At 69.4% G+C, this 20,435-nt stretch carries 15 protein-coding genes and 1 pseudogene; 13 read left to right on the top strand and 3 right to left on the bottom strand.

From position 1 onward, the window contains the following. Positions 1–253 precede the first annotated feature (253 nt). From C667_RS05240 to C667_RS05230, 3 genes are all read left to right on the top strand, one after another. Positions 254–1,279 (top strand): TRAP transporter substrate-binding protein, encoded by a 1,026-nt coding sequence (locus tag C667_RS05240; protein WP_004358104.1) that lies wholly within the window; start codon positions 254–256, stop codon positions 1,277–1,279. A gap of 79 nt (positions 1,280–1,358) precedes the next feature. Beyond that, positions 1,359–1,883, top strand: coding sequence for a TRAP transporter small permease (locus tag C667_RS05235; protein WP_039920811.1), 525 nt, complete (start codon positions 1,359–1,361; stop codon positions 1,881–1,883). Then, a complete protein-coding gene (locus C667_RS05230) occupies positions 1,880–3,205 on the top strand; it encodes a TRAP transporter large permease (RefSeq protein WP_004358102.1) in 1,326 nt (441 codons plus the stop codon). Before C667_RS05235 ends, C667_RS05230 begins: the two co-directional genes overlap by 4 nt. 86 nt (positions 3,206–3,291) lie before the next feature. Here the strand turns inward: C667_RS05230 and C667_RS05225 are convergent, their stop codons facing one another. Together C667_RS05225 and C667_RS05220 are read right to left on the bottom strand one after the other, a co-directional pair. After that, the gene (locus C667_RS05225) at positions 3,292–4,323 is read right to left on the bottom strand and encodes a TRAP transporter substrate-binding protein (RefSeq protein WP_004358101.1); all 1,032 of its coding nucleotides are present in this window, start codon (positions 4,321–4,323) and stop codon (positions 3,292–3,294) included. A 229-nt stretch (positions 4,324–4,552) separates the two neighbouring features. Beyond that, positions 4,553–5,266, bottom strand: a complete 714-nt coding sequence (locus tag C667_RS05220; RefSeq protein ID WP_245538427.1) for a TetR/AcrR family transcriptional regulator — start codon at positions 5,264–5,266, stop codon at positions 4,553–4,555. 555 nt (positions 5,267–5,821) lie between these two features. Here C667_RS05220 and C667_RS05215 point away from each other — a divergent pair. From C667_RS05215 to C667_RS05170, 10 genes are all read left to right on the top strand, one after another. Then, a complete protein-coding gene (locus C667_RS05215; RefSeq protein WP_004358099.1) occupies positions 5,822–6,967 on the top strand; it encodes an ABC transporter substrate-binding protein in 1,146 nt (381 codons plus the stop codon). A 27-nt stretch (positions 6,968–6,994) separates the two neighbouring features. After that, positions 6,995–8,860: a feruloyl-CoA synthase gene (locus C667_RS05210; protein WP_004358098.1), complete on the top strand. Its 1,866-nt coding sequence runs from the start codon at positions 6,995–6,997 to the stop codon at positions 8,858–8,860. Positions 8,861–8,884: 24 nt separating this feature from the next. After that, on the top strand, positions 8,885–9,655 hold the full coding sequence (locus tag C667_RS05205; protein WP_039920818.1) for a crotonase/enoyl-CoA hydratase family protein: 771 nt from the start codon (positions 8,885–8,887) through the stop codon (positions 9,653–9,655). After that, positions 9,652–10,911 carry a thiolase family protein gene (locus C667_RS05200; RefSeq protein ID WP_004358096.1) on the top strand — a complete coding sequence of 420 codons (1,260 nt, stop codon included), beginning with the start codon at positions 9,652–9,654 and terminating at the stop codon, positions 10,909–10,911. The genes C667_RS05205 and C667_RS05200 overlap by 4 nt, the downstream gene beginning before the upstream one ends. Positions 10,912–10,927: 16 nt before the next feature. After that, on the top strand, positions 10,928–11,695 hold the full coding sequence (locus tag C667_RS05195) for a 3-hydroxyacyl-CoA dehydrogenase (RefSeq protein ID WP_004358095.1): 768 nt from the start codon (positions 10,928–10,930) through the stop codon (positions 11,693–11,695). 30 nt (positions 11,696–11,725) lie between these two features. Then, positions 11,726–13,537: an acyl-CoA dehydrogenase gene (locus C667_RS05190; RefSeq protein ID WP_004358094.1), complete on the top strand. Its 1,812-nt coding sequence runs from the start codon at positions 11,726–11,728 to the stop codon at positions 13,535–13,537. 112 nt (positions 13,538–13,649) lie between these two features. Then, positions 13,650–15,422, top strand: a complete 1,773-nt coding sequence (locus C667_RS05185) for an N-acetylglutaminylglutamine amidotransferase (RefSeq protein ID WP_004358093.1) — start codon at positions 13,650–13,652, stop codon at positions 15,420–15,422. A gap of 12 nt (positions 15,423–15,434) precedes the next feature. Further along, positions 15,435–17,189, top strand: a complete 1,755-nt coding sequence (ngg, locus tag C667_RS05180) for an N-acetylglutaminylglutamine synthetase (protein WP_004358091.1) — start codon at positions 15,435–15,437, stop codon at positions 17,187–17,189. A 117-nt stretch (positions 17,190–17,306) separates the two neighbouring features. Then, positions 17,307–18,500, top strand: coding sequence for an osmoprotectant NAGGN system M42 family peptidase (locus C667_RS05175; RefSeq protein WP_004358090.1), 1,194 nt, complete (start codon positions 17,307–17,309; stop codon positions 18,498–18,500). 170 nt (positions 18,501–18,670) lie between these two features. After that, on the top strand, positions 18,671–19,930 hold the full coding sequence (locus tag C667_RS05170; RefSeq protein WP_004358088.1) for an Hsp70 family protein: 1,260 nt from the start codon (positions 18,671–18,673) through the stop codon (positions 19,928–19,930). On the opposite strand, the pseudogene C667_RS05165 reads toward C667_RS05170, so the two are convergent. Then, a pseudogene (locus tag C667_RS05165) lies at positions 19,921–20,435 on the bottom strand (methyltransferase); the annotation flags it as partial. The gene C667_RS05170 and the pseudogene C667_RS05165 overlap by 10 nt on opposite strands.

The raw sequence follows: 20,435 nt of genomic DNA, 5'->3' as shown, positions 1-20,435 counted from the left end.
GGCCGCAGGGGGCTCCGTGGCCGACGATGGGCGCCGCGTCCCGCGTCCCGCAGCCGGGGCGGTCGGGGATGAACGTGCTTGCGGATGCGTGGTCGGTGCGTATAATGAATGAACAGTCGTTCATATATCGGTCGTCGTGAAAATTCGCTCGCGTCCGGCTGCACGGAGAATGGCATCCCGCCCAGGAGATCGCCGCCCGTCGCGCATCGATATCCTGGCCCGCTCGTCGATCGGTCACCACAAGGAGATTCACATGAAGGTCCGCACGCTTGCCCTCGGAGTCCTCGCCTCCGTGCTCATGCCCGCCACCGCGCAGGCCGAGGCGGTGGTGCTGAAGGTCGCGCACTTCCTGCCTCCGGCGTCGCCGGCGCACACCAAGTTCATCGTGCCCTGGTGCGAAAGGATCAAGGCCGAGTCGAAGGGCGGACTAGAGTGCCAGATCTATCCCGCCATGCAGCTCGGCGGCACGCCGCCGCAATTGCTCACCCAGGTGCGTGATGGCGTCGCCGACGTGGTGTGGACGCTGCCTGGCTATACGGCTGGCCGATTCCCGGTGTCGGAAGTGTTCGAGCTGCCCTTCATCACCACCGGGCGCGAGGCCTCGTCCCGTGCGCTGTGGGATTTTTCCCAGTCCCGGGCGAGCCAGGAGTTCGCCGGCATGAAGCCGATCGCGACCTGGGTGACGGGGCCGTATGCCCTGCACCTGCGCGACCACGACGTGAGCACGCTGGAGGGCCTGGCGGGCCTCAAGGTGCGCGCGCCGTCGCGACTCGGCACCAAGCTGCTCGCCGCGCTCGGCGCCACCCCGGTCGGCATGCCCGTGCCGCAGATGGCGGAGAGCCTGTCCAAGCGCGTCATCGACGGTGCCTTGCTGCCCTGGGAGGTGTTGCCCGCGACCAAGGTCCACGAGCTCACCCGCTTCCACGTCGAGGTGAGCGGCGATCGCGCGTTGCTTGCCGCCACGATGATCTTCGTGATGAACGAGAAGAAGTACGACAGCCTGCCGATCGATCTGAAGAAGGTGATCGATGCCAACAGCGGGCGCGAGACTTCGGCCTGGGTGTCGGCGCAGTTCGTCGAGCCGGACGAGGACGGGCGCAAGCGTGCGCAGGAGCGCGGCAATGCCGTGCGTGCGCTCGCGGCGGACGAGGTGGCAAAGTGGCAGGCTGCGGCGGGCCCGGTGACGGCAGGGTGGGTGGAAGAGATCACCGCGAAGGGCATGGACGGCCGCAGCCTGCACGAGGAGGCGAGGGCCCTCATCGACAAGTATTCGAAGTAGGACGGCAGCACAATCCGGGCCCGATAGCGCGGAACGGCCCGGTGCAAACGACGAGCGCGATCAAGACAAGGAGGATGACATGGCTGAATCCATTGCCGCGCCGGTGAGCCGGCCCAGTGGCGCAATCGGTAGATCCGTGGAATGGGCTTGCGTGGCGATGGCCGTGCTCGCGGGCCTCATGTTCTGCGCCGAGGCGGTGATGTCCGTCGCCAGCGTGATCGGGCGGGCGCTGTTCGACCTGCCGGTCCCAGGCGACTACGAGCTCGTGCAGATGCTGTCGGCGATGGGGATCGCGATGTGCCTGCCTTATTGCCAGTTGCGCAAGGGGCACGTGTTCGTGGACTTCTTCACCTTGTGGGCGCCGCGCGGGCTGAAACGCGTTCTCGATGCGATGGCTGCATTGCTGATGGCCTCGTGTGCCTTCTTGCTGGCCTGGCGCATCTGGGTCGGCATGATGGAGATGCGCGAATACGGCGAGACCTCGATGGTGATCTCCCTGCCGATCTGGTGGGGCTACATCCCGGTGGTGCCCGCCTTCGTGCTGCTGGGCATCACGGCCCTTCGCACGTTCGCGCTGGAGATCGGCGAGGAGGGTTCGAAATGACCAGCAGCCTGATCGGCCTGACCATGGGCGCCGTCATGATGGGGATGCTCGCGCTGCGCGTGCAGATCGGCATCGCCATGTTCCTGACCGGTGCCATCGGCTACGTGTGGATTTCCGGACTCGACCCCTTTTTCGCGTACCTGAAGAACGCCCCCTACGGGCGTTTTTCGCTGTACGACCTGTCGGTCGTGCCGCTCTTCCTGCTCATGGGGCAGTTCGCCACGCACGGTGGGCTGTCGCGCGCGCTGTTCAAGGCGGGCAACGCCTTCATCGGGCACTGGAAGGGGGGCATGGCGATGGCGGGGATCGCCTCGTGCGCCGGCTTCGGCGCGATCTGCGGCTCGTCGCTGGCGACGGCGGCCACGATGGCCCACGTCGTGCTGCCCGAGCTCAAGCGCCACCAGTACAAACCCAGCCTGGCTGCCGGCTCGCTGGCGGCCGGCGGCACGCTGGGCATCCTGATCCCGCCCTCGGTGCCGCTGGTGATTTACGCCATCCTGGCCGAGCAGAACATCGCGAAGCTGTTCCTGGCCGCCTTCATCCCCGGCATCCTCGCCGCCATCGGCTACATGGTGGTCGTCGGCATCGTCTGCCGGCTCGATCCGGCGGCGGGTGGTCCGGGCACGCCGCGGCACAGCTGGTCGGAGCGTCTTGCGACGATCATCGATACCTGGCCGGTGTTGCTGATCTTCCTCGTGGTGATCGGCGGCATCTATGGCGGCTTGTTCACCCCGACCGAAGCCGCCGCAGTCGGTGCGCTCGCCACCGGGATCGCCGCCTGGCGCACAGGAGGCCTCGCCAAGGGCGGATTCATGGCCTGCATCCAGGGCACGGCCACGAGCACCGGGATGATGTTCCTGATCCTGCTCGGTGCCGACACGCTGAACTCCTTCATGGCGCTGTCGCAGCTGCCTGCGGAGGCTGCGGCCTGGGTCGACGGCATGGGCTTCGGGCCCTTCACGGTGCTCTTCGCAATCATCTGCATCTATCTGGTGCTCGGATGCGTAATGGACAGCCTGTCGATGATCCTGCTGACGGTGCCGATCTTCCTGCCCATCGTCCTCGGCATGGACTACTGGGGCCTGAGCGCGGACGACAAGGCGATCTGGTTCGGCATGGTGGCGCTGGTGGTGATGGAAATCGGCCTGATCACGCCGCCGGTCGGCATGAACGTCTACATCATCAACGGCGTTGCCCGGGATATCCCGATGGGCACGATCTTCCGCGGCGTGGCGCCCTTCCTGGTTTCAGACATCCTGCGGGTCCTGGTGCTCGTGCTTTTCCCCAGCATCTCTCTGGTCGCGCTTTGGGTGGTCGGCTGAGCACGATCTTCGCCAGAGAATGAAAAAGGGGCGAGCGGTTAAACCGCTCGCCCCTTTTTCCGATCCATGCGGCGTGCTGTCGCCGATTACCTTGCGGCGCTGTACTTGGCGACCAGCGCGACGGCATCGTCGTAGAGCTTCTGGCCGTCGGCGCCGCTCGCGGTAACCTCCTTGATCCACTCGGCGGTCACCGGCTTGGCGGCCTGCTCCCAACGCGTCATTTCATCGGCGGGGATGGAATAGACCTTGTTGCCCCTGGCGATCGTCATGTCTCGTCCGACGGCATCGGCGGCGACGTGCTGCGCGGCGACCCAGGCGGAAAACTCGCGCCCGCTGTTGGCATCGATCACCTTCTTGAGGTCGTCCGGCAGGCTGTCGTACTTCTTCTGGTTCATGACGTAGATCATCGTCGCCGTGGTCATCGCGCGCTCGACGCCGGACTCCGCGTGGAACTTGGTCAACTCGTGGGCCTTGGTCGGGGGAACGACTTCCCAGGGGATCAGCGCACCGTCGATGACACCCTTGGACAGGCTCTCGGTCATCTGCGGAACCGGCATGCCCACCGGGGTGGCCCCCAGCGCTGCGAGCAGCTTGGTGCCCAGGCGGGAGGGAGCGCGCACCTTGACGCCCTTCAGGTCCTCCAGGCTACGGATCTCCTTGTCGCGCATGTGCAGGATATTCGGCCCGTTGGCCCACACCGCGATCGGCTTCAGGCCGGCGAATTCCTTGCTCGCGTTCGCTTGTACGAAATCCCACACCGCGCGCGCGGAGGGCTCGTGCGTGGTGGTGATGAAGGGGAGCTCGAAGATCTCGGTCATCGGGAAGCGGCCGGGGGTGTAGCCCGGCAGCGTCCACACCACGTCGGCGACGCCGTCGCGTACCTGTCCGAGTAGCTGGGGCGGCGTGCCGCCGAGCTGCATCGCAGGGTAGATCTGGCATTTCAGCCTTCCCTGGGATTCGGCCGCGATCTTGTCGCACCATGGCGCGATCACCTTGGCGTGCATCGGCGTCGTCGGGGGCAGGAAGTGGGCGACCTTCAGCGTCACTTCCTGTGCGTGGCCGACGGCAGGGAGCAACAGGGCCGAAACGAGCCCGAGCGTCGTGGTGCGGATCTTCATCTTGTGTCTCCTCCGGGAAAGGCCTTGTGGCCATAGCTGAATGAACGATTATTCAGTTATACCAGTATAGCCAAAACCCGAGTCCCGTCTACTGTCCGAGGCCATCGGGGGCGGGGATCTGGAGCGTCCATGCGTGGTCTGCCCGGGGAGGCTCGTCGGCACAAGGGCGCGGCCGCTGGCGCCCGGGCCCGGCGCGGCCTTCGGCGAGCGCAGGCGCCGCCCGGGTGGTTCAGGCCTGGACCCCGCGGCGCACGATGTCGACGATGCCGGCCGCGATCGCTTCGGGTGTCCGTCGCCCTTCGCGGTACCAGATGAACACCCAGTTGAGCGCGCCCAGCAGGACGAGGCGCAGCAGGCTGCGGTCGGCGTTCGGCGCCAGCGGGAGCGCGGCGATCAGTTCGCGGTAGAGATTCTCGAAGGCCTCGCGATCCTCCAGCGTCATCGCCAGCAGGTTCTGGTGGTCCGTCAGGCCGATGCTGCGTCCGGTGATCCGGTCGATCGGCGAGTCGCCGACCATGCCTGAGACGTGCACTTCGCAGGCGCGACGCAGGCTGTCCCATGGGTCGCTGCCGAGCGCCGCGGCGGCGCTGGCGCGTTCGCGTACGCGCCGGAAGCCCTCCCGATGCACGGCCAGGAAGAGCGCGTCCTTGGAAGGGAAGTGGTGATAGACCGAGCCGGGGAGCAGTCCGGCTTCGCGCGAGATGTCCCGGATCGAGGTGCGGTCGTAGCCTTGCTGCGAGAACAACCGTGCCGCCGCGTGCAGGATCAGCTGGCGACGGTCGGGGGGCTCGCTGGCTTCGCTCGGGCTGCGTTGGACGCTCGAGCGCATGGCGCCGGCCAGTCGGTCGCTGCGCCTGCCGCGCGCGAGCAGCGCCTGCTGGTTCGCGTTCAGCGCATCGATCCCTTCGGGCGCCGATGCCGCCAGGGCCTGCAGGCGCTTCACCGCAGTCTCCAGCCCGTGCCGCTGCCAGATATAGCGCACACCCGAGGCGGAGATGTCGAGCCCATCCCGGCGCAGGCGTTCGGCGACGGCAGCCTGGCCGAGCGTCGGCTCGCTGCGGGCGAGCCGGAGGATGGCGGATTCGGCCGTCTCGGCGGCGGGAGAAGGGGAGGGCGAGGTCATCGGATCGTCGCAGGCAGCTTCGGCTTAGGGCGGGAGCGGATTCTAGCCGCCTTGTGGAGGCTTCGTCCGGGCGAAGCCTCCGTGCATCGAGGCGCAGCCCGTGGGGAAGGGTAGCTGATCTTTTGACCGGACGTTTGACAAGTTAGTTCGTCAGGCGTAGCTTTGCCCCTGCGCCACCACCGCCCGGCGGGATCGGCGGAGACCTGATCGCCGGCATACGGGGCGGGGTGGTGGAGAGGGCAGCAGGTCGGGCAAGAAGTCGTGGAGCAGGTTGTGCAGCGTGAGGGCGGGTCGTGCGACGGCCGGCTCCAGGTTTCATCCAACGCAGTCTTCCGGATCCCTAAGGATCCGGATTCGCAATCAGGAGGAGGGATGATGAACAAGATCAAGAATCTCGTAATGCTGTGTGCCACCCTCGGCGTGCTCGGCAGTCCGCCGGCACTGGCGGAAGTGGTTGTGGGCGTTTCCGTGTCCACAACGGGGCCGGGCGCCTCGCTCGGAATTCCCGAAAAGAATGCGGTCGCGCTGTTTCCGACCACGATCGCGGGAGAGACGGTGCGCTACGTCGTCCTCGACGACGGTTCCGATCCGTCCACTGCGACCAAGAACGCCCGCAAGTTCGTCTCGGAGGAGAAGGCCGACGTACTCGTGGGTTCGGCGGTGACACCGGCCAGTGCCGCGATCGCGCAGGTCGCATTCGAGACCGGGACCCCGCACATCGCGCTCTCGCCGGTGACCCTTCCGGCCGATCGCGGGCACTGGGTGTTCCGCACGCCGCAGCACAACAGCGTGATGGCCGGAGCGCTCGTCGGTCACATGCAGTCCGCTGGGGTGAAGACGCTGGGCTTCATCGGCTTTGCCGATGCCTACGGCGACGAATGGCTGGCTGCGCTCGAGCCGCTGTTGCAGAAGGCCGGCATCAAGATCGTGCAGGCCGAGCGCTTCGCACGCAACGACACCTCCGTCACCGGGCAGGTCCTCAAGCTGGTGGGCGCGAAGCCCGATGCGATCATCGTCGTCGGCTCCGGCAGTCCTGCCGCCCTGCCGCAGACCACGCTGGTCGAGCGCGGCTACAAGGGGCAGGTCTACCAGACCCATGCGGTCGCCAACCAGGCCTTCCTCAGCGTGGCGGGCAAGGCCGCAGAGGGGGTGATCCTGCCGGTCGGGCCGGTCGTGGTGGTGGACCAGATCCCCGCGGACCATCCGTCCAAGGAGATCGGATCGGCCTTCGTGCGTCGCTACGAGGAGAAATACGGTGCCGGCACCTTCTCGTCGTTTGCCGGTCATGCGCACGACGTGTTCCGGCTGCTCGAGGCGGCCGTGCCGGTCGCGCTGAAGACCGCGGCACCGGGAACGGCGGAGTTTCGCCTGGCCCTGCGCGACGCCCTCGAGACCAACAAGGAGGTCGTCGGCGCGCATGGTGTGTACAACATGAGCGCCGAGGATCATTTCGGTCTCGACACGCGGGGTCGCGTCCTCGTCCGTATCGAGAACGGCGGCTACTCCATGATCGGACAGTAATTGGCCGGAACAGGCAGGAGGGTCGTCATGACCGCAGATACCCGGAAGATGGAGCGCATGTTCACCCCCCCGGTCGTGGAGGTGGAACGGCGGCCGGACGGCACGCAGGTGCTGCGCTCGGGAATTCCCTTTCCCGAAACCTATGCCCGCTGCGTGGGCGACTGGTTCGAGCACTGGGCAACGGCCGCGCCCGATCGCCTGTTCCTGGCCGAACGCGATCGTGACGGCGGCTGGTCGCGGCTGACCTACGGGGAGGCGAGGCGCCGCATGGTGGCGGTCGCCACTTGGCTGCTCGGGCAGGGTCTCTCGGCCGAACGGCCGGTGGTGATCCTGTCCGACAATTCGATCGAGCATGCCCTGCTGATGCTGGCGGCGATGCACGTCGGCGTGCCGGTGTGCTCGATCTCGCCGGGCAACTCGCTGATGTCGAAGGATTTCGCCAAGCTCAAGGGCAACATCGCGCTGCTTCGCCCCGGCGTCATCTACGCCGATCCCGCGGAACGCTTCGCACCCGCGCTCGAGGCCATCCGCGAGCTGCACGACGCCGTCGTGGTGGCGGGTGGCAACAGCGCGCCGAGCGACGGCGTGCAGGCGTTCGCCGGCATCGAGGCCGCCACGAACGAGGCCGCCGTGATGGCGGCGTTCGCAGAGGTGACGCCCGACACGATCGGGAAGTTCCTGTTCACCTCGGGCTCGGTGGGTACGCCCAAGGCGGTCGTCAATACCCAGCGCATGATGTGCTCGAACCAGCTCGCCAAGGAGCTGATGTGGCCCTTCCTGGCCGGCGAACCGCCCGTGCTGGTCGAATGGCTGCCGTGGAGCCACACCTTCGGCAGCAACCACAACCTGAACATGGTCCTGCGCTGGGGCGGCGCGGTGTACATCGACGACGGCAAGCCGACCCCGGCGCTGCTCGAGCGCACGGTGAAGAACCTCAAGGAGGTTTCGCCGACGATGTACTTCAACGTCCCGCGCGCCTACGACATGCTGGTGCCGCTGCTGCGCGAGGATGCCGCCCTGCGCGAGAGCTTCTTCCGCAGGCTCAAATTCCTCTTCTATGCGGGCGCTGCACTTCCGCACCACCTTTGGTCGGCGCTGGAGGACCTCTCCGAGGCCGCCACCGGCAGGAAGGTCATGATCGTGTCGTCGTGGGGCTCGACCGAGACCGCACCGATGGCCACCGACTGCCATTTCGACGCGATCGGGCCCGGGGTGATCGGTGTGCCGGTTCCGGGCACCTCCCTCAAGCTGGTCCCCTCGGCGGACAAGCTGGAAGTGCGGGTAAAGGGGCCGAACGTGTTCCCGGGCTACTGGAAGCAGCCCGAGATCACCGCGAAGTCCTTCGACGAGGAAGGCTTCTACCTGATCGGCGATGCGGTCGAGTTCGTCGACCCGCAACGGCCGGAGCTCGGCCTGCGCTTCGACGGTCGCATCGGCGAGGACTTCAAGCTGCTCACCGGGACCTGGGTCCATGTCGGCTCGCTGCGCGTCGCCGGCATCGACGCGATGAAGCCGATCGCGCAGGACATCGTCGTCACCGGCCACGACCGCGACGAGATCGGCTTCCTCATCTTCCCCAACCTCCCCGAATGTCGCCGCCTGTGTCCCGGCCTGCCGCCGGACGCAGCGCTGGTGGACGTGCTGCTCAACCCGGACATCCGCAGTCGCATCCGCCAGGGCATGGCGATGCTTCGCAGCGGCGGCGGCGGCACGTCCACCTACCCCTCGCGCGCGCTCCTGATGGCCGAGCCGCCCTCCGTGGAGGCGGGAGAAATCACCGACAAGGGCTACATCAACCAGCGCCTCACGCTCGCTCGGCGTGCCGACCTGGTCGAGTTCCTCCATGCCGACATCGCGGACAAGTCCGTGATCACGGTGCATCCCGCAATCTGAACGACCGGAACGAAACAAATGACGATGAGCGAACAACTGGTCAGGACCTCCTCGGAGGAGCACATCTACACCATCACGCTGGCGCGCCCGGAAAAGCGCAACGCGGTCAGCGATCGCCTGCTCGCTGCGCTGGAGCAGGCCCTGATCGCGACCCCGGAGGGTACGCGGGCGATCGTCCTCGCCGGCGATGGCGCGCATTTCTGCGCCGGATTGGATCTCTCCGAGCACCAGCACCGTGAGCCCTTCGGGGTGATGCAGCACTCGCGCGGCTGGCACCGCATTTTCGACCGCATCCAGAACGGCGGCATCCCGGTGGTGGCTGCGATCCAGGGTGCGGTGATCGGCGGCGGGCTCGAACTCGCGACGGCGACCCATGTGCGCGTGGCCGAGCCGAGCACGATCTACCAGCTCCCCGAAGGCCGCCACGGCATCTTCGTCGGCGGCGGCGGCTCGGTGCGCGTGGCCGGCATCATCGGCGCGGGGCGGATGTGCGAGATGATGCTGACCGGACGCATCCTCGATGCCGAGGAGGGGCAGCGGCTGGGCCTGTCGCACTATCTTGTGGGCGCCGGCGAGAGCCTCGCCAAGGCGCAGCAGCTCGCGCGCCGGATCGCCGAGAACGCCCCGATGGCGAACTGGGCGATGGTCTCGGCGATCTCGCGCATCGACAACATGGCCAGCGACGACGGGCTCTTCGTCGAATCGCTGACCGCCGCACTCACCCAGACGAGCCCGGAGGTCGCCGAGCGCATCGGTCACTTCCTGGAGCGCAAAGGAAAGGGACCCCAGCGATGAGCAATCCGTACTCCGCGTCCGAAGCCTCGGCGCAAGCCCGTGCCTACGACGACATCTGGCTGGTGGCGGGCCGACGCACGCCGTTTGCCGACTATAACGGCCCGCTGCGTGACGTCTCGCCCACCGACATGGGCATCTACGCCGCGCGCGCGTTGTTCGAGCGCAGCGGCATTCCCGCCACCGAGGTCGACGGCATCGTCGCCGGCAACATGGCGCAGGCGAGCTTCGACGCCTATTTCCTGCCGCGCCACGTCGGCCTCTACGCCGGGGTAAACCCCAATGTGCCGGCGGTGCTCGTGCAGCGGCTGTGCGGCACCGGTTTCGAGACCATCCTGAACGCCGCCGACCAGATCACCCTCGGCAAGGCCGGCGTCGTCCTGTGCGTAGGCACCGAGTCGATGTCGCGCAACCCGATCGCGGCCTACACCCACCGTGCCGGCTTTCGCATGGGCCAGGTCGACTTCCGCGACTTCCTCTGGGAGGCCACCAAGGACACCGCGCCCGCAGCCAGCATGGGCGATACCGCCGAGAACCTCGCCCGCCGCTACGGCATCGGCCGCGAGGAGGTCGACCGCTTCGCTGCGCAGAGCTTCGCGCGCGCGCTCGCGGGCTGGGAGAGCGGCTACTTCGACGGCGAGGTGTGTGCCGTCACCAATGCAAGCTGGACGCTGGACGGCTACCAGCCGCGCGGGCTGAAGCTGGCCGACCGCGTCGAGCGCGTGGAGCGCGACGGTCACGTGCGCCCGACGAGCCTGGAGACCTTGCAGAAGCTCAAGCCCGCCTTCGGCGGCGTGCAGACCGGCGGCAACAGCTCGGCGATCGTCGATGGCGCCGCGGCGGTGATCGTCGCCCGCGGCGACTGGGTGCGCGCCCACGGCCTCGTGCCGCTGGCGCGCATCGTCTCCGGCGCCGCGGTGGCGGTGCCGCCGGAGATCATGGGGATCGGGCCGGCGCCCGCGATCCGCGCCGCGGCGCGCGCCGCGGGTCTCGGCGTGGGCGACTTCGGCCGCATCGAGATCAACGAGGCCTTCGGGGCGCAGTACCTGGCCTGCGAACGCGAACTCGGGCTCGACCGCGACAAGGTCAACGTCCATGGTGGCGCGATCGCGATTGGACATCCGCTCGGCACTTCCGGTGTGCGGCTCACCACCACGGTGGCGCGTGAGCTGAAGGAGGCCGGGCTGCAGTACGGCGTCTCGTCCGCATGCTGCGGTGGCGGACAGGGTGTCGCGATCGTGCTCGAGAACGTCGGCTGACAAGGGAGAACAGGGCATGAAACTGCAAGGCAGCATCTTCATCGTCACCGGCGGCGCCTCCGGCCTCGGCGAGGCGAGCGTGCGCGCGCTACACGACGGCGGCGCCTGCGTCGTGATTGCCGACCTCAACGTCGAGGCCGGCGAGCGCCTCGCGGCAGCGCTCGGCGAGCGCGCCGTGTTCGCCCGCACCAACGTCGCCGACGAAGGCGATGCGCAGTCCGCGGTCGAGCTGGCGAAATCCCGCTTCGGCGGCCTCAACGGGCTGGTCAACTGCGCCGGCATCGGTAGCGCCGGCAAGGTGCTGGGCAAGAACGGCCCGCTCCCGCTCGCCGACTTCGCACGCTCGATCCAGGTGAACCTGGTCGGAACCTTCAACATGATCCGCCTCGCCGCCGCGGCGATGGCGGAAGGCGCGCCTCAGGACGACGGCGAGCGCGGGGTGATCGTCAATACCGCCTCGGTGGCGGCCTTCGACGGCCAGATCGGCCAGGCCGCGTACGCCGCCTCCAAGGGCGGCATCGTGTCGATGACGCTGCCGATCGCGCGCGAACTCGCGAAGAACGGCATCCGCGTCGTCACCATCGCGCCCGGGCTGTTCCTGACCCCGATGATGCACACGCTGCCGCCCGAGGTGCAGGAGTCGCTCGCCGCCTCGGTGCCCTTCCCGCAGCGCCTGGGGCAGCCGGCCGAATACGCGCGCCTGGTGTGCAGCATCGTCGACAACGTCATGATCAACGGCGAGACCATCCGCCTCGACGGCGCGATCCGGCTGGCACCGCGCTGAACCCGCAGGACGAACAGGAGAAGGTCGAACATGGTCGATTACAAGGCGCCGCTGCGCGACATGCAGTTCCTGCTCGAGGAACTCGCCGGCCTCGACGAGATCGCCGGCCTGCCCGGCTGCGAGGAGGCCTCCGGCGACCTGGTGGCCGCCGTGCTGGAAGAGGCGGGCCGCTTCGCCGCCGGCGTGCTCGCTCCGATCAACCGCGCGGGCGACGTGCAGGGCTGCCGCCTCGATGGCGATGGCCGCGTGCATCTGCCCGATGGCTGGAAAGCGGCCTACGAGCGCTTTTCCGAGGCGGGCTGGATCGGCCTGTCGCTACCGCAGGCGTGGGGTGGCCAGGGCTTGCCGCGCGTGCTCTCGACCGCAGTGTGGGAGATGTGGTTCTCGACCAACATGGCGTTTGCGATGCTGCCCCAGCTCAACGTCAGCCAGGCCGAGGCGCTGCTGATCGCCGGCGATGCGGCGCAGAAGGAGACCTGGCTGCGCAAGGTGGTGAGCGGCGAGTGGGGGAGCACGATGAACCTCACCGAGCCGCAGGCGGGCTCCGATCTCGCCGCCACGCGCTGCCGGGCCGAGCCGCAGGCCGACGGCAGCTATCGCGTCTTCGGGCAGAAGATCTTCATTTCCTACGGCGAGCACGAGCTCACCGGCAACATCGTGCACCTGGTGCTGGCGCGCCTGCCCGATGCGCCCGCGGGGGTGAAGGGGCTGTCCCTGTTCATCGTCCCCAAGTACCTGCTCGGCGCCGACGGCGAGCCGGGCGCGCGCAACGACGTGCGCTGCATCTCGATCGAGCACAAGCTCGGCATCCACGGCAGCCCCACCTGCACCATGAGCTACGGGGACGGCGGCGGCGCCGTGGGTTACCTGCTCGGCGCGCCCAACCGCGGCCTCGAGACCATGTTCATCATGATGAACGAGGCCCGCTTCGGTGTCGGTATCCAGGGCGTGGGACTGGGCGAGCGCGCCTACCAGTTCGCCCTCGCGCATGCGCGCGAGCGCGTGCAGGGGCGCGACGCGGTGAGCGGGGAGAGCGGGCGGCCGATCCTGTGCCATCCAGACGTCAAGCGCATGATGCTGTCGATGCGCGCCCGGGTGATGGCGATGCGGGCGCTGCTGTACGCCGCCGCGGGCTGGTTCGATCGCGCCCGCCATCATCCCGACGCCGAGGTGGCCGCCAAGTGCCGGCGCTATGTCGACCTGCTGATGCCGGTCGCCAAGGGCTGGTGCACCGAGGTCGGCAACGAGGTCTGCGACGACGCCATCCAGGTCTTCGGTGGCATGGGCTTCGTCGAGGAGACCGGCATCGCGCAGTTCTTCCGCGATGCCCGCATCATCACCATCTACGAGGGCACCACCGGCATCCAGGGCAACGATCTGATCGGGCGCAAGATCTTGCGCGAGAAGGGCGAGACCCTGCACGAGCTCGTCGCCGACATGGGGACGACACTGGAAGCGCTACACGTGGCGGGGGGGCTGGACGAGATCGCGGCCGGCCTCGCCGAGAACCTCGCGGCCCTGAGGCTGGCCATGGACTGGGTGCTGGGCGAGGGCGGCGAACGACCCGGCGAGGTGCTCGCCGGCGCGGTGCCCTTCCTGATGCTGCTCGGCACGGTCTGTGGCGGATGGCAACTGGCGCGCGCGGCGCTGGCGGCGCAGCGGCGGCTGCAGGGTGGGGCGGCCGAGGGAGGCGGGGAGGGGAGCGATCCGACCTACCTGCAGGGCGTCGTGGAACTCGTGCGCTTCTATTTCGCCACCTTCGGTCCCCAGGCGGCTGCGCATGCGGCGACCGTCTGCCGGGCAGGGCCGTCCCTGGAACGCTTCCCCGAGGCGGCGTTCTGAGCGCGGGCGAGAGGCCAGGTCACCGTCACGCCTCGAGCGCGGGTGCTGCATGAACATTTGCGAAAATTAAATTTGCTACAATGCACTTTCTTCGAGCAGATCAGGAAGTGCGATGTGTGGAATTGCAGGTGAGCTGAGATTCGACGACACCCCCCCGGACCTCGCGGCTTTGGCCCGCATGAACGCGCAGCAGCAGGCGCGCGGCCCGGACAGCGGCGGCGTAATTGCGCAGGGCGCGCAGGCCTGGGGCCATCGTCGGCTGAAGATCATGGACCTGTCCGAATCGGCGCAGCAGCCCATGGTCGACCCCGAGCTCGGCCTGGGCATCGTGTTCAACGGCGCCGTCTACAACCACCCCGAGCTGCGCCGCGAGCTCGAGGCCAAGGGCTACCGCTTTTACTCCCACGGCGACACCGAGGTGCTGCTCAAGGCCTATCACGCCTGGGGCGAGGACTTCGTCAGCCGGCTCAACGGCATGTTCGCGTTCGCGATCTGGGAGCGCGACAGCGGCCGCGTGCTGCTCGGCCGCGACCGCCTGGGCATCAAGCCGCTTTACTACGCGCCGATCGCGGGCGGGCTGCGCTTCGCCTCCGCCTTGCCGGCGCTGCTCGCGGCGGGTGGGGTGGACACCGCGATCGACCCGGCGGCGCTCAACCATTACCTCTCCTTCCACGCCGTGGTACCGGCGCCGCATACGCTGCTGGCCGGCGTGCGCAAGCTCGCCCCGGGCACGCTGATGCGCATCGAGCCCGACGGCCGCCGCAGCGAGCGCAGCTTCTGGGGGCTGGACTACGCCCGCGACGCCGCCGATGAGTCACGCAGCTTCGAGGACTGGACCGAGATCCTGCTCGACGGCCTGCGCGCCGCGGTCAGGCGCCGCCTGGTGGCGGACGTGCCGGTGGGCGCGCTGCTCTCGGGCGGCGTGGACTCCAGCCTCATCGTCGGCCTGATGGCCGAGGCGGGTGTGAAGGATCTGCGCACCTACAACGTCGGCTTCGCCGATGTGGGCGGCGAGAAGGGCAACGAGTTCGAATACGCCGACATCGTCGCGCGCGAGTTCGGCACGGTGCACGAGCGCATCTTCGTGCCCGAGCAGGAATTGCTCACCCGCCTGCCCGAGGCGGTGGCGGCGATGAACGAGCCCATGGTGAGCCACGACTGCATCGGCTTCTACCTGCTCTCCGAGGCGGTGAGCCGGCACAGCAAGGTGGTGCAGAGCGGGCAGGGCGCGGACGAGGTGTTCGGCGGCTACCACTGGTACCCGAAGCTCGCCGGCAGCGCCGACCCGGTGGCGGACTACCTCGCCGCCTTTCGCGACCGCTACTACGAGGAATACCTCGCCACGGTGAATCCGCAGTGGCACGGCGTCGATGCGAGCGCGGCCTTCGTCGCGGCGAACTTCAGCGCGCCGGGCGCGGATGACCCGGTGGAGAAGGCGCTGCGTCTGGACACCACGGTGATGCTGGTCGACGACCCGGTCAAGCGCGTGGACAACATGACCATGGCCTTCGGCCTGGAGGCGCGCGTGCCCTTCCTCGACCACGCGCTGGTCGAGCTCGCCGCGCGCATCCCGGCGCGCCACAAGCTCGCGCACGGCGGCAAGGGCGTGCTGAAGGAGGCCGCGCGCAAGCTGATCCCCGACGAGGTCATTGACCGCCCCAAGGGCTACTTCCCGGTGCCGGCGCTCAAGTACCTGCAGGGGCCGGTGCTCGAGCGAGTGCGCGACGCGCTGTCCAGCCAGTCGGCGCGCGAGCGCGGGCTGTTCCGCAAGGACTACGTCGACACGCTGCTCGCCGACCCGTCCGCCCACATCACGCCGCTGCGCGGCTCCAAGCTCTGGCAGCTGGGCCTGCTGGAGTGGTGGCTGCAGACCCATGTGGGCTGAGGGCAAGGCACGATGATCCGCAAGCACATCGCGCGCGCCCTGCGCGCCGAGCAGCGCAGCGCACAACTGGCCGTGCACCGCCCCGCCGGCCAGCCCGAGCCGGCGGGCGCGCCCACGGACGTCGTCATCGAATGCGGCTGGGGGCGGCTGCTGCCGGCGCAGACCTGGCGCGATGCCGCGAGCCTGGCCGAGGCCCTGCTCGCCGAGCGCCCCGGCCAGCGCGACATCGCCTTCTACGTCGAGAAGCCGCACGTGGTCGTGGCGCTCGCACCGCAGCAGCTCTTCCTCGATCCGTCCGAGGCCTTCCGCCTCAAGCTCGCCACCTATCGCGGCGCCCCGCAGCGCACCGGGCGCAGCGGTTTCACCCTGCGCCGGCTGCGCACGCGCGCCGATGTGGCGGCGATCAACGTGCTCTACCGCGCGCGCCGCATGGTGCCGGTGGATGCGCAGGCGGTGTGGAAGGCGCGCGCCAGCCGGGCGATCAGCTACGCGCTCGCCGAGGATCGCGCGAGCGGCGAGGTGATCGGCGTGGCGATGGGCCTGGATCACGTCGAGGCCTTCGCCGACCCGCAGCACGGCGCCAGCCTGTGGGCGCTGGCGGTGGCGCCGCAGGCGGCGCACCCGGGCGTGGGCGAGGCGCTGGTGCGCTATCTGGCCGAGCACTACCAGGCGCGCGGGCGCGAGTGGATGGACGTGTCGGTGCTGCACGACAACGAGCAGGCGATCGCGCTCTACGACAAGCTCGGCTTCCAGCGCATCCCCGCGTTCGCGGTAAAGCGCCGCAACGCGATCAACGAGCCGCTGTTCATCGGCGGCGGCGAAGCGCTGCAGGATCTCAACCCCTACGCGCGGCTGCTGGTGGACGAGGCGATCCGGCGCGGCATCCACGCCGAAGTCATCGACGCCGACAACGGCTACTTCCGCCTCACCCTCGGTGGGCGCAGCATCGTGTGTCGCGAGTCCCTGTCCGAGCTCACCAGCGCGGTGGCGATGAGCCGCTGCCAGGACAAGCGCGTGACCCTGAAGCTGCTCGCCGGCGAGGGGCTCGCGGTGCCACGCCAGGCCGATGGGGACCACGAGGCGGGCTGGCAGGTGCTGCTCGCCGAGCTCGGCGCGGTGGTGGTCAAGCCGGTCGAGGGCGAGCAGGGCAAGGGCATCAGCGTCGACCTGCGCAGCGCGGAGGAGGTGCGCGCTGCGATCGAGCGTGCGCGCCAGTTCTGCGATCGCGTCATCGTCGAGCAGTTCTGCAAGGGCGAGGACCTGCGCATCGTCGTCATCGACCACCAGGTCGTGGCGGCGGCGGTGCGGCGGCCGCCGGAGGTGGTGGGCGATGGCCGCAGCACGGTGCGTGCGCTGATCGAGCGCCAGAGCCGCCGACGTGCCGCAGCTACCGGCGGCGAGTCGCGCATCCCGCTCGACGCGGAGACCGCGCGCTGCCTCGCCGCGCAGGGCTTCACGCTCGACGCCGTGCTGCCGCCCGAGCAACGCCTGCAAGTGCGCAACACCGCCAACCTGCACACCGGCGGCACCATCCACGACGTTACCGCGGCCTTGCACCCGGCCCTGCGCGAGGCCGCCGAAAAGGCCGCGCGCACGCTCGACATCCCGGTCACCGGGCTGGACTTCCTGGTGCCCGCGGTCGACGGGCCCGAGTACGTGATCATCGAGGCCAACGAGCGCCCGGGCCTGGCCAACCACGAACCGCAGCCCACCGCCGAGCGCTTCATCGACCTGCTCTTTCCGCGCTCGCGCGCGGCGACGGCTTGATCGCGCCGATGCCGCCGCCCTCGCGGGCAAGCGCGCGAGCAGCCTGCGGCTGAAGCCCGCCGCGAGCGCCATTCCCCGTCGCGCGCCCAATCCACCGACAAGAGAGGAGACGCCCCCATGAACGACCCGGCCCGAGGCATTCCCCTGCCCGCGATCGACTACGCCTATCTGGAGGAGACGATGCTGCAGCTGCTCGCCATCCCCAGCCCGGTCGGCCTGACCGACGCCGCGGTGCGCTACACCGCCGGCCGCCTCGAGGTGCTCGGCATCCCCTACGAGATCACCCGCCGCGGCGCCATCCGCGCCACGCTCAAGGGCCAGGCCGCGCAGCCGGCGCGCGCGGTGGTCGCCCACCTCGACACGCTGGGGGCGATGGTGAAGTCGCTGAAGCCCAACGGCCGGCTCGAGATCGTGCCCATCGGCCACTGGTCGGCGCGCTTCGCCGAGGGCGGGCGGCTCACCATCTTCACCGACCACGGCCAGGTGCGCGGCACCTGCCTGCCGCTCAAGACCTCGGGCCACGCCTTCGGCGGCGAGATCGACACCCAGCCGGTGGGCTGGGAGCATGTCGAGATCCGCGTTGACCTGCCAGTCGATGATCATGCCGGGCTGGAGGCGGCGGGCCTCAACGTCGGCGACTGGATCGCGTTCGATCCGCAGCCCGAGATCCAGCCCGACGGCTACATCAACTCGCGCTACCTCGATGACAAGGCTGCGGTGGCCGCGCTGCTGACCGCCTGCAAGGCGGTGCGCGACCACGGCCTGCCGCTGCCGGTGGACGTGCATCCGCTGCTCACCATCACCGAGGAGATCGGCTCCGGCGCCTCGGCCGCGCTGCACGGCGAGATCGCCGAGATGGTCAGCCTGGACATCTCGATCGCCGCGCCCGGGCAGAACACCTCGGAGCATGCGGCGACGATCTGCATGCAGGACATGTCCGGCCCCTTCGACTACCACCTCACCCACAAGCTGATCGCGCTCGCCAAGGCGCACGGCATCGCCCACCGCCGCGACATCTTCCGCTATTACCGCTCGGACTCGGCCGCCGCGGTGGAGGCGGGCAACGACCTCCGCACCGCCCTGATCGGCTTCGGCGCCGACGCCTCGCACGCCCAGGAGCGCACCCACCGCGACGCGCTCGAGGCGCTCACGCGGCTCGTCATCGCCTACATGACCAGCGAGCCGGTGGCGCGTCGCGACTGCCGCTCGATGGGCTCGCTCGATGGCTTCACCGAGCAGCTCTGCCCTGGCGACATGGCGGTGCCCGCCACGCCGCTCCCGGCGCCCGAGAGCTTCCTCGGGGAGCGCTGATCGGCGCTGGCCCCAGGAAACCGCGCCTGCGCGCGAACGGCAGGGGTGACTTGTGCGATGGTGGGAGCGGGCTTGTCCGCTCCCACTGTCGCGCGCGGGCCCGAGGGGACGCATAATCGCCGCCTCTCCGTTTGTGCGCGCCGAGCGCGTCCCGTCCCGCGAGCGACCCCATGACCCAGCCTCCCCGCGCCTGCGGCATCGACTTCGGCACCTCCAACTCCACCGTCGGCTGGCTGCGCCCTGACGCGGCCGTCCTCGTCCCGCTGGAGGACGGCCGGGCGACGCTGCCCTCGGCGGTGTTCTTCAACGCCGACGAGGACTCGATCCACTACGGGCGCGCGGCGCTCGCCGAATACCTGGAGGGCTACGAAGGCCGCCTGATGCGCGCGCTCAAGAGCCTGCTCGGCACCAGCCTGATCGACGGCCAGACCGAGGTGAATGGACGCGCGCTCGGGTTTCGCGAGCTGCTCGCGAGCTTCATCGGCGAGCTCAAGGCGCGCGCCGAGCGCGCGACCGGGCGCGCCTTCGACCACGCGGTGTTCGGCCGCCCGGTGCACTTCGTCGATGAGGACGAGGCCGCCGACCGCAAGGCCCAGGACACGCTCGAGGCCATCGCGCGCCAGGTGGGCTTTCGCGAGATCGGCTTCCAGTTCGAGCCGATCGGCGCCGCGCTGCACTACGAGCGCACCCTGAGCCGCGAGGAGCTGGTGCTGATCGCCGACATCGGCGGCGGCACGGCCGACTTCTCCATCGTGCGCCTGTCGCCGCAGCGCGCGCGCGCCGCCGAGCGCCGCGAGGACCTCCTCGGCAACGCGGGCATCCACATCGGCGGCACCGACTTCGACCGCGTCCTGAGCCTGGACTGCGTGATGCCGCTGCTCGGCTACCGCAGCCGCCTGCGCAACGGGGCCACGATGCCGGCGAGCGTGTATTTCCAGCTCGCCGCCTGGCACACGATCAACTTCGCCTACACCCGCCAGGCCTGGGCCGACCTGCAGCAGGTCTACCGCGACGCGCTTGCGCGCACCGAGCTCGACCGCCTGTGCCGGCTCATCAACCTGCGCGAGGGGCACTGGCTGGCGATGCAGGTGGAGGAGGCCAAGATCGCGCTGTCCGCGGCGGAGCGCACGCAGGTGGCGCTCGAGCGCATCGAGCCCGGGCTGGCGCTCGATCTTTCGCGCGCGGCCTTCACCGCGGCGACGCAGGGGCTGGTCGAGCGTGTCGGCGGCTGCGTCGCCGGCCTGCTCGCGGCCTCGGGCGTGGACCGGGAACGCATCGACACGATCTATTTCACCGGCGGGGCGAGCGGCGTGCCGCAGCTGCGCGCGCGTATCGCGGCCGAGCTGCCGCGGGCACGCAGCGTCGAGGGTGACCTGTACGGCAGCATCGGCGCCGGCCTCGCGGTCGAGGCGGCGCGGCGCTACGGCTGAAGCGTCCCCGCGCCGCGCCGGCTGGCGAGGACCAGCAGGTTGCGCGGCGTCAGCGTGCGCTCGCAGAAGGTGCCGATCCGTGCCGTGAAGCCGCGCGCCTCGAAGCCGAGCGCGAGGTCGAGCGCGAGCCACACCTCGAGCGCGCGCCGGAAGGCGTGGCGCACCAGCTCCAGGCGGCGCACCTCGTCGCGCCGGCGCTCGCCGATGGCCTCCCACTGCGCCCAATCCACCGCCGCGGGCAGGCGCACGCCCTCGCGCTCGGCGAGGTGGCGGCAGAAGTCCTCGAAGCGGCCGTTGAGCCAGGCGGGCGGCACCGGGCGGAAGCTGGGCACGGGGCCGCCCTCGATGGCCTGGCGCAGGGCGATGAAGCCGAGCTTCCAGGCCTGGTCGCGGGCGAGGCGGCGGCGGTCGTGGCGCGGCGCGGTCACGGTCTCGGTCACCGCCAGGCGCAGGGTCGCGGCGTCGAGCGCGAGGCGGGCCTCGCCTCCGAGCGGGCGATAGCCGC

Origin of the sequence: Thauera phenylacetica B4P (assembly GCF_000310225.1) — a bacterium.
GTDB classification, from domain to species: domain Bacteria; phylum Pseudomonadota; class Gammaproteobacteria; order Burkholderiales; family Rhodocyclaceae; genus Thauera; species Thauera phenylacetica.
Note: the sequence above shows the minus strand (reverse complement) of the source record. Positions and strands in the feature narration are given on the sequence as shown.

What these genes read in the sequence shown, in the direction of transcription:
- C667_RS05240 (WP_004358104.1), top strand. Translation starts at nt 254, where the DNA reads ATGAAGGTCCGCACGCTTGCCCTCGGAGTCCTCGCCTCCGTGCTCATG.
- C667_RS05235 (WP_039920811.1), top strand. Translation starts at nt 1,359, where the DNA reads ATGGCTGAATCCATTGCCGCGCCGGTGAGCCGGCCCAGTGGCGCAATC.
- C667_RS05230 (WP_004358102.1), top strand. Translation starts at nt 1,880, where the DNA reads ATGACCAGCAGCCTGATCGGCCTGACCATGGGCGCCGTCATGATGGGG.
- C667_RS05225 (WP_004358101.1), bottom strand. Translation starts at nt 4,323, where the DNA reads ATGAAGATCCGCACCACGACGCTCGGGCTCGTTTCGGCCCTGTTGCTC.
- C667_RS05215 (WP_004358099.1), top strand. Translation starts at nt 5,822, where the DNA reads ATGAACAAGATCAAGAATCTCGTAATGCTGTGTGCCACCCTCGGCGTG.
- C667_RS05210 (WP_004358098.1), top strand. Translation starts at nt 6,995, where the DNA reads ATGACCGCAGATACCCGGAAGATGGAGCGCATGTTCACCCCCCCGGTC.
- C667_RS05205 (WP_039920818.1), top strand. Translation starts at nt 8,885, where the DNA reads ATGAGCGAACAACTGGTCAGGACCTCCTCGGAGGAGCACATCTACACC.
- C667_RS05200 (WP_004358096.1), top strand. Translation starts at nt 9,652, where the DNA reads ATGAGCAATCCGTACTCCGCGTCCGAAGCCTCGGCGCAAGCCCGTGCC.
- C667_RS05195 (WP_004358095.1), top strand. Translation starts at nt 10,928, where the DNA reads ATGAAACTGCAAGGCAGCATCTTCATCGTCACCGGCGGCGCCTCCGGC.
- C667_RS05190 (WP_004358094.1), top strand. Translation starts at nt 11,726, where the DNA reads ATGGTCGATTACAAGGCGCCGCTGCGCGACATGCAGTTCCTGCTCGAG.
- C667_RS05185 (WP_004358093.1), top strand. Translation starts at nt 13,650, where the DNA reads ATGTGTGGAATTGCAGGTGAGCTGAGATTCGACGACACCCCCCCGGAC.
- ngg (WP_004358091.1), top strand. Translation starts at nt 15,435, where the DNA reads ATGATCCGCAAGCACATCGCGCGCGCCCTGCGCGCCGAGCAGCGCAGC.
- C667_RS05175 (WP_004358090.1), top strand. Translation starts at nt 17,307, where the DNA reads ATGAACGACCCGGCCCGAGGCATTCCCCTGCCCGCGATCGACTACGCC.
- C667_RS05170 (WP_004358088.1), top strand. Translation starts at nt 18,671, where the DNA reads ATGACCCAGCCTCCCCGCGCCTGCGGCATCGACTTCGGCACCTCCAAC.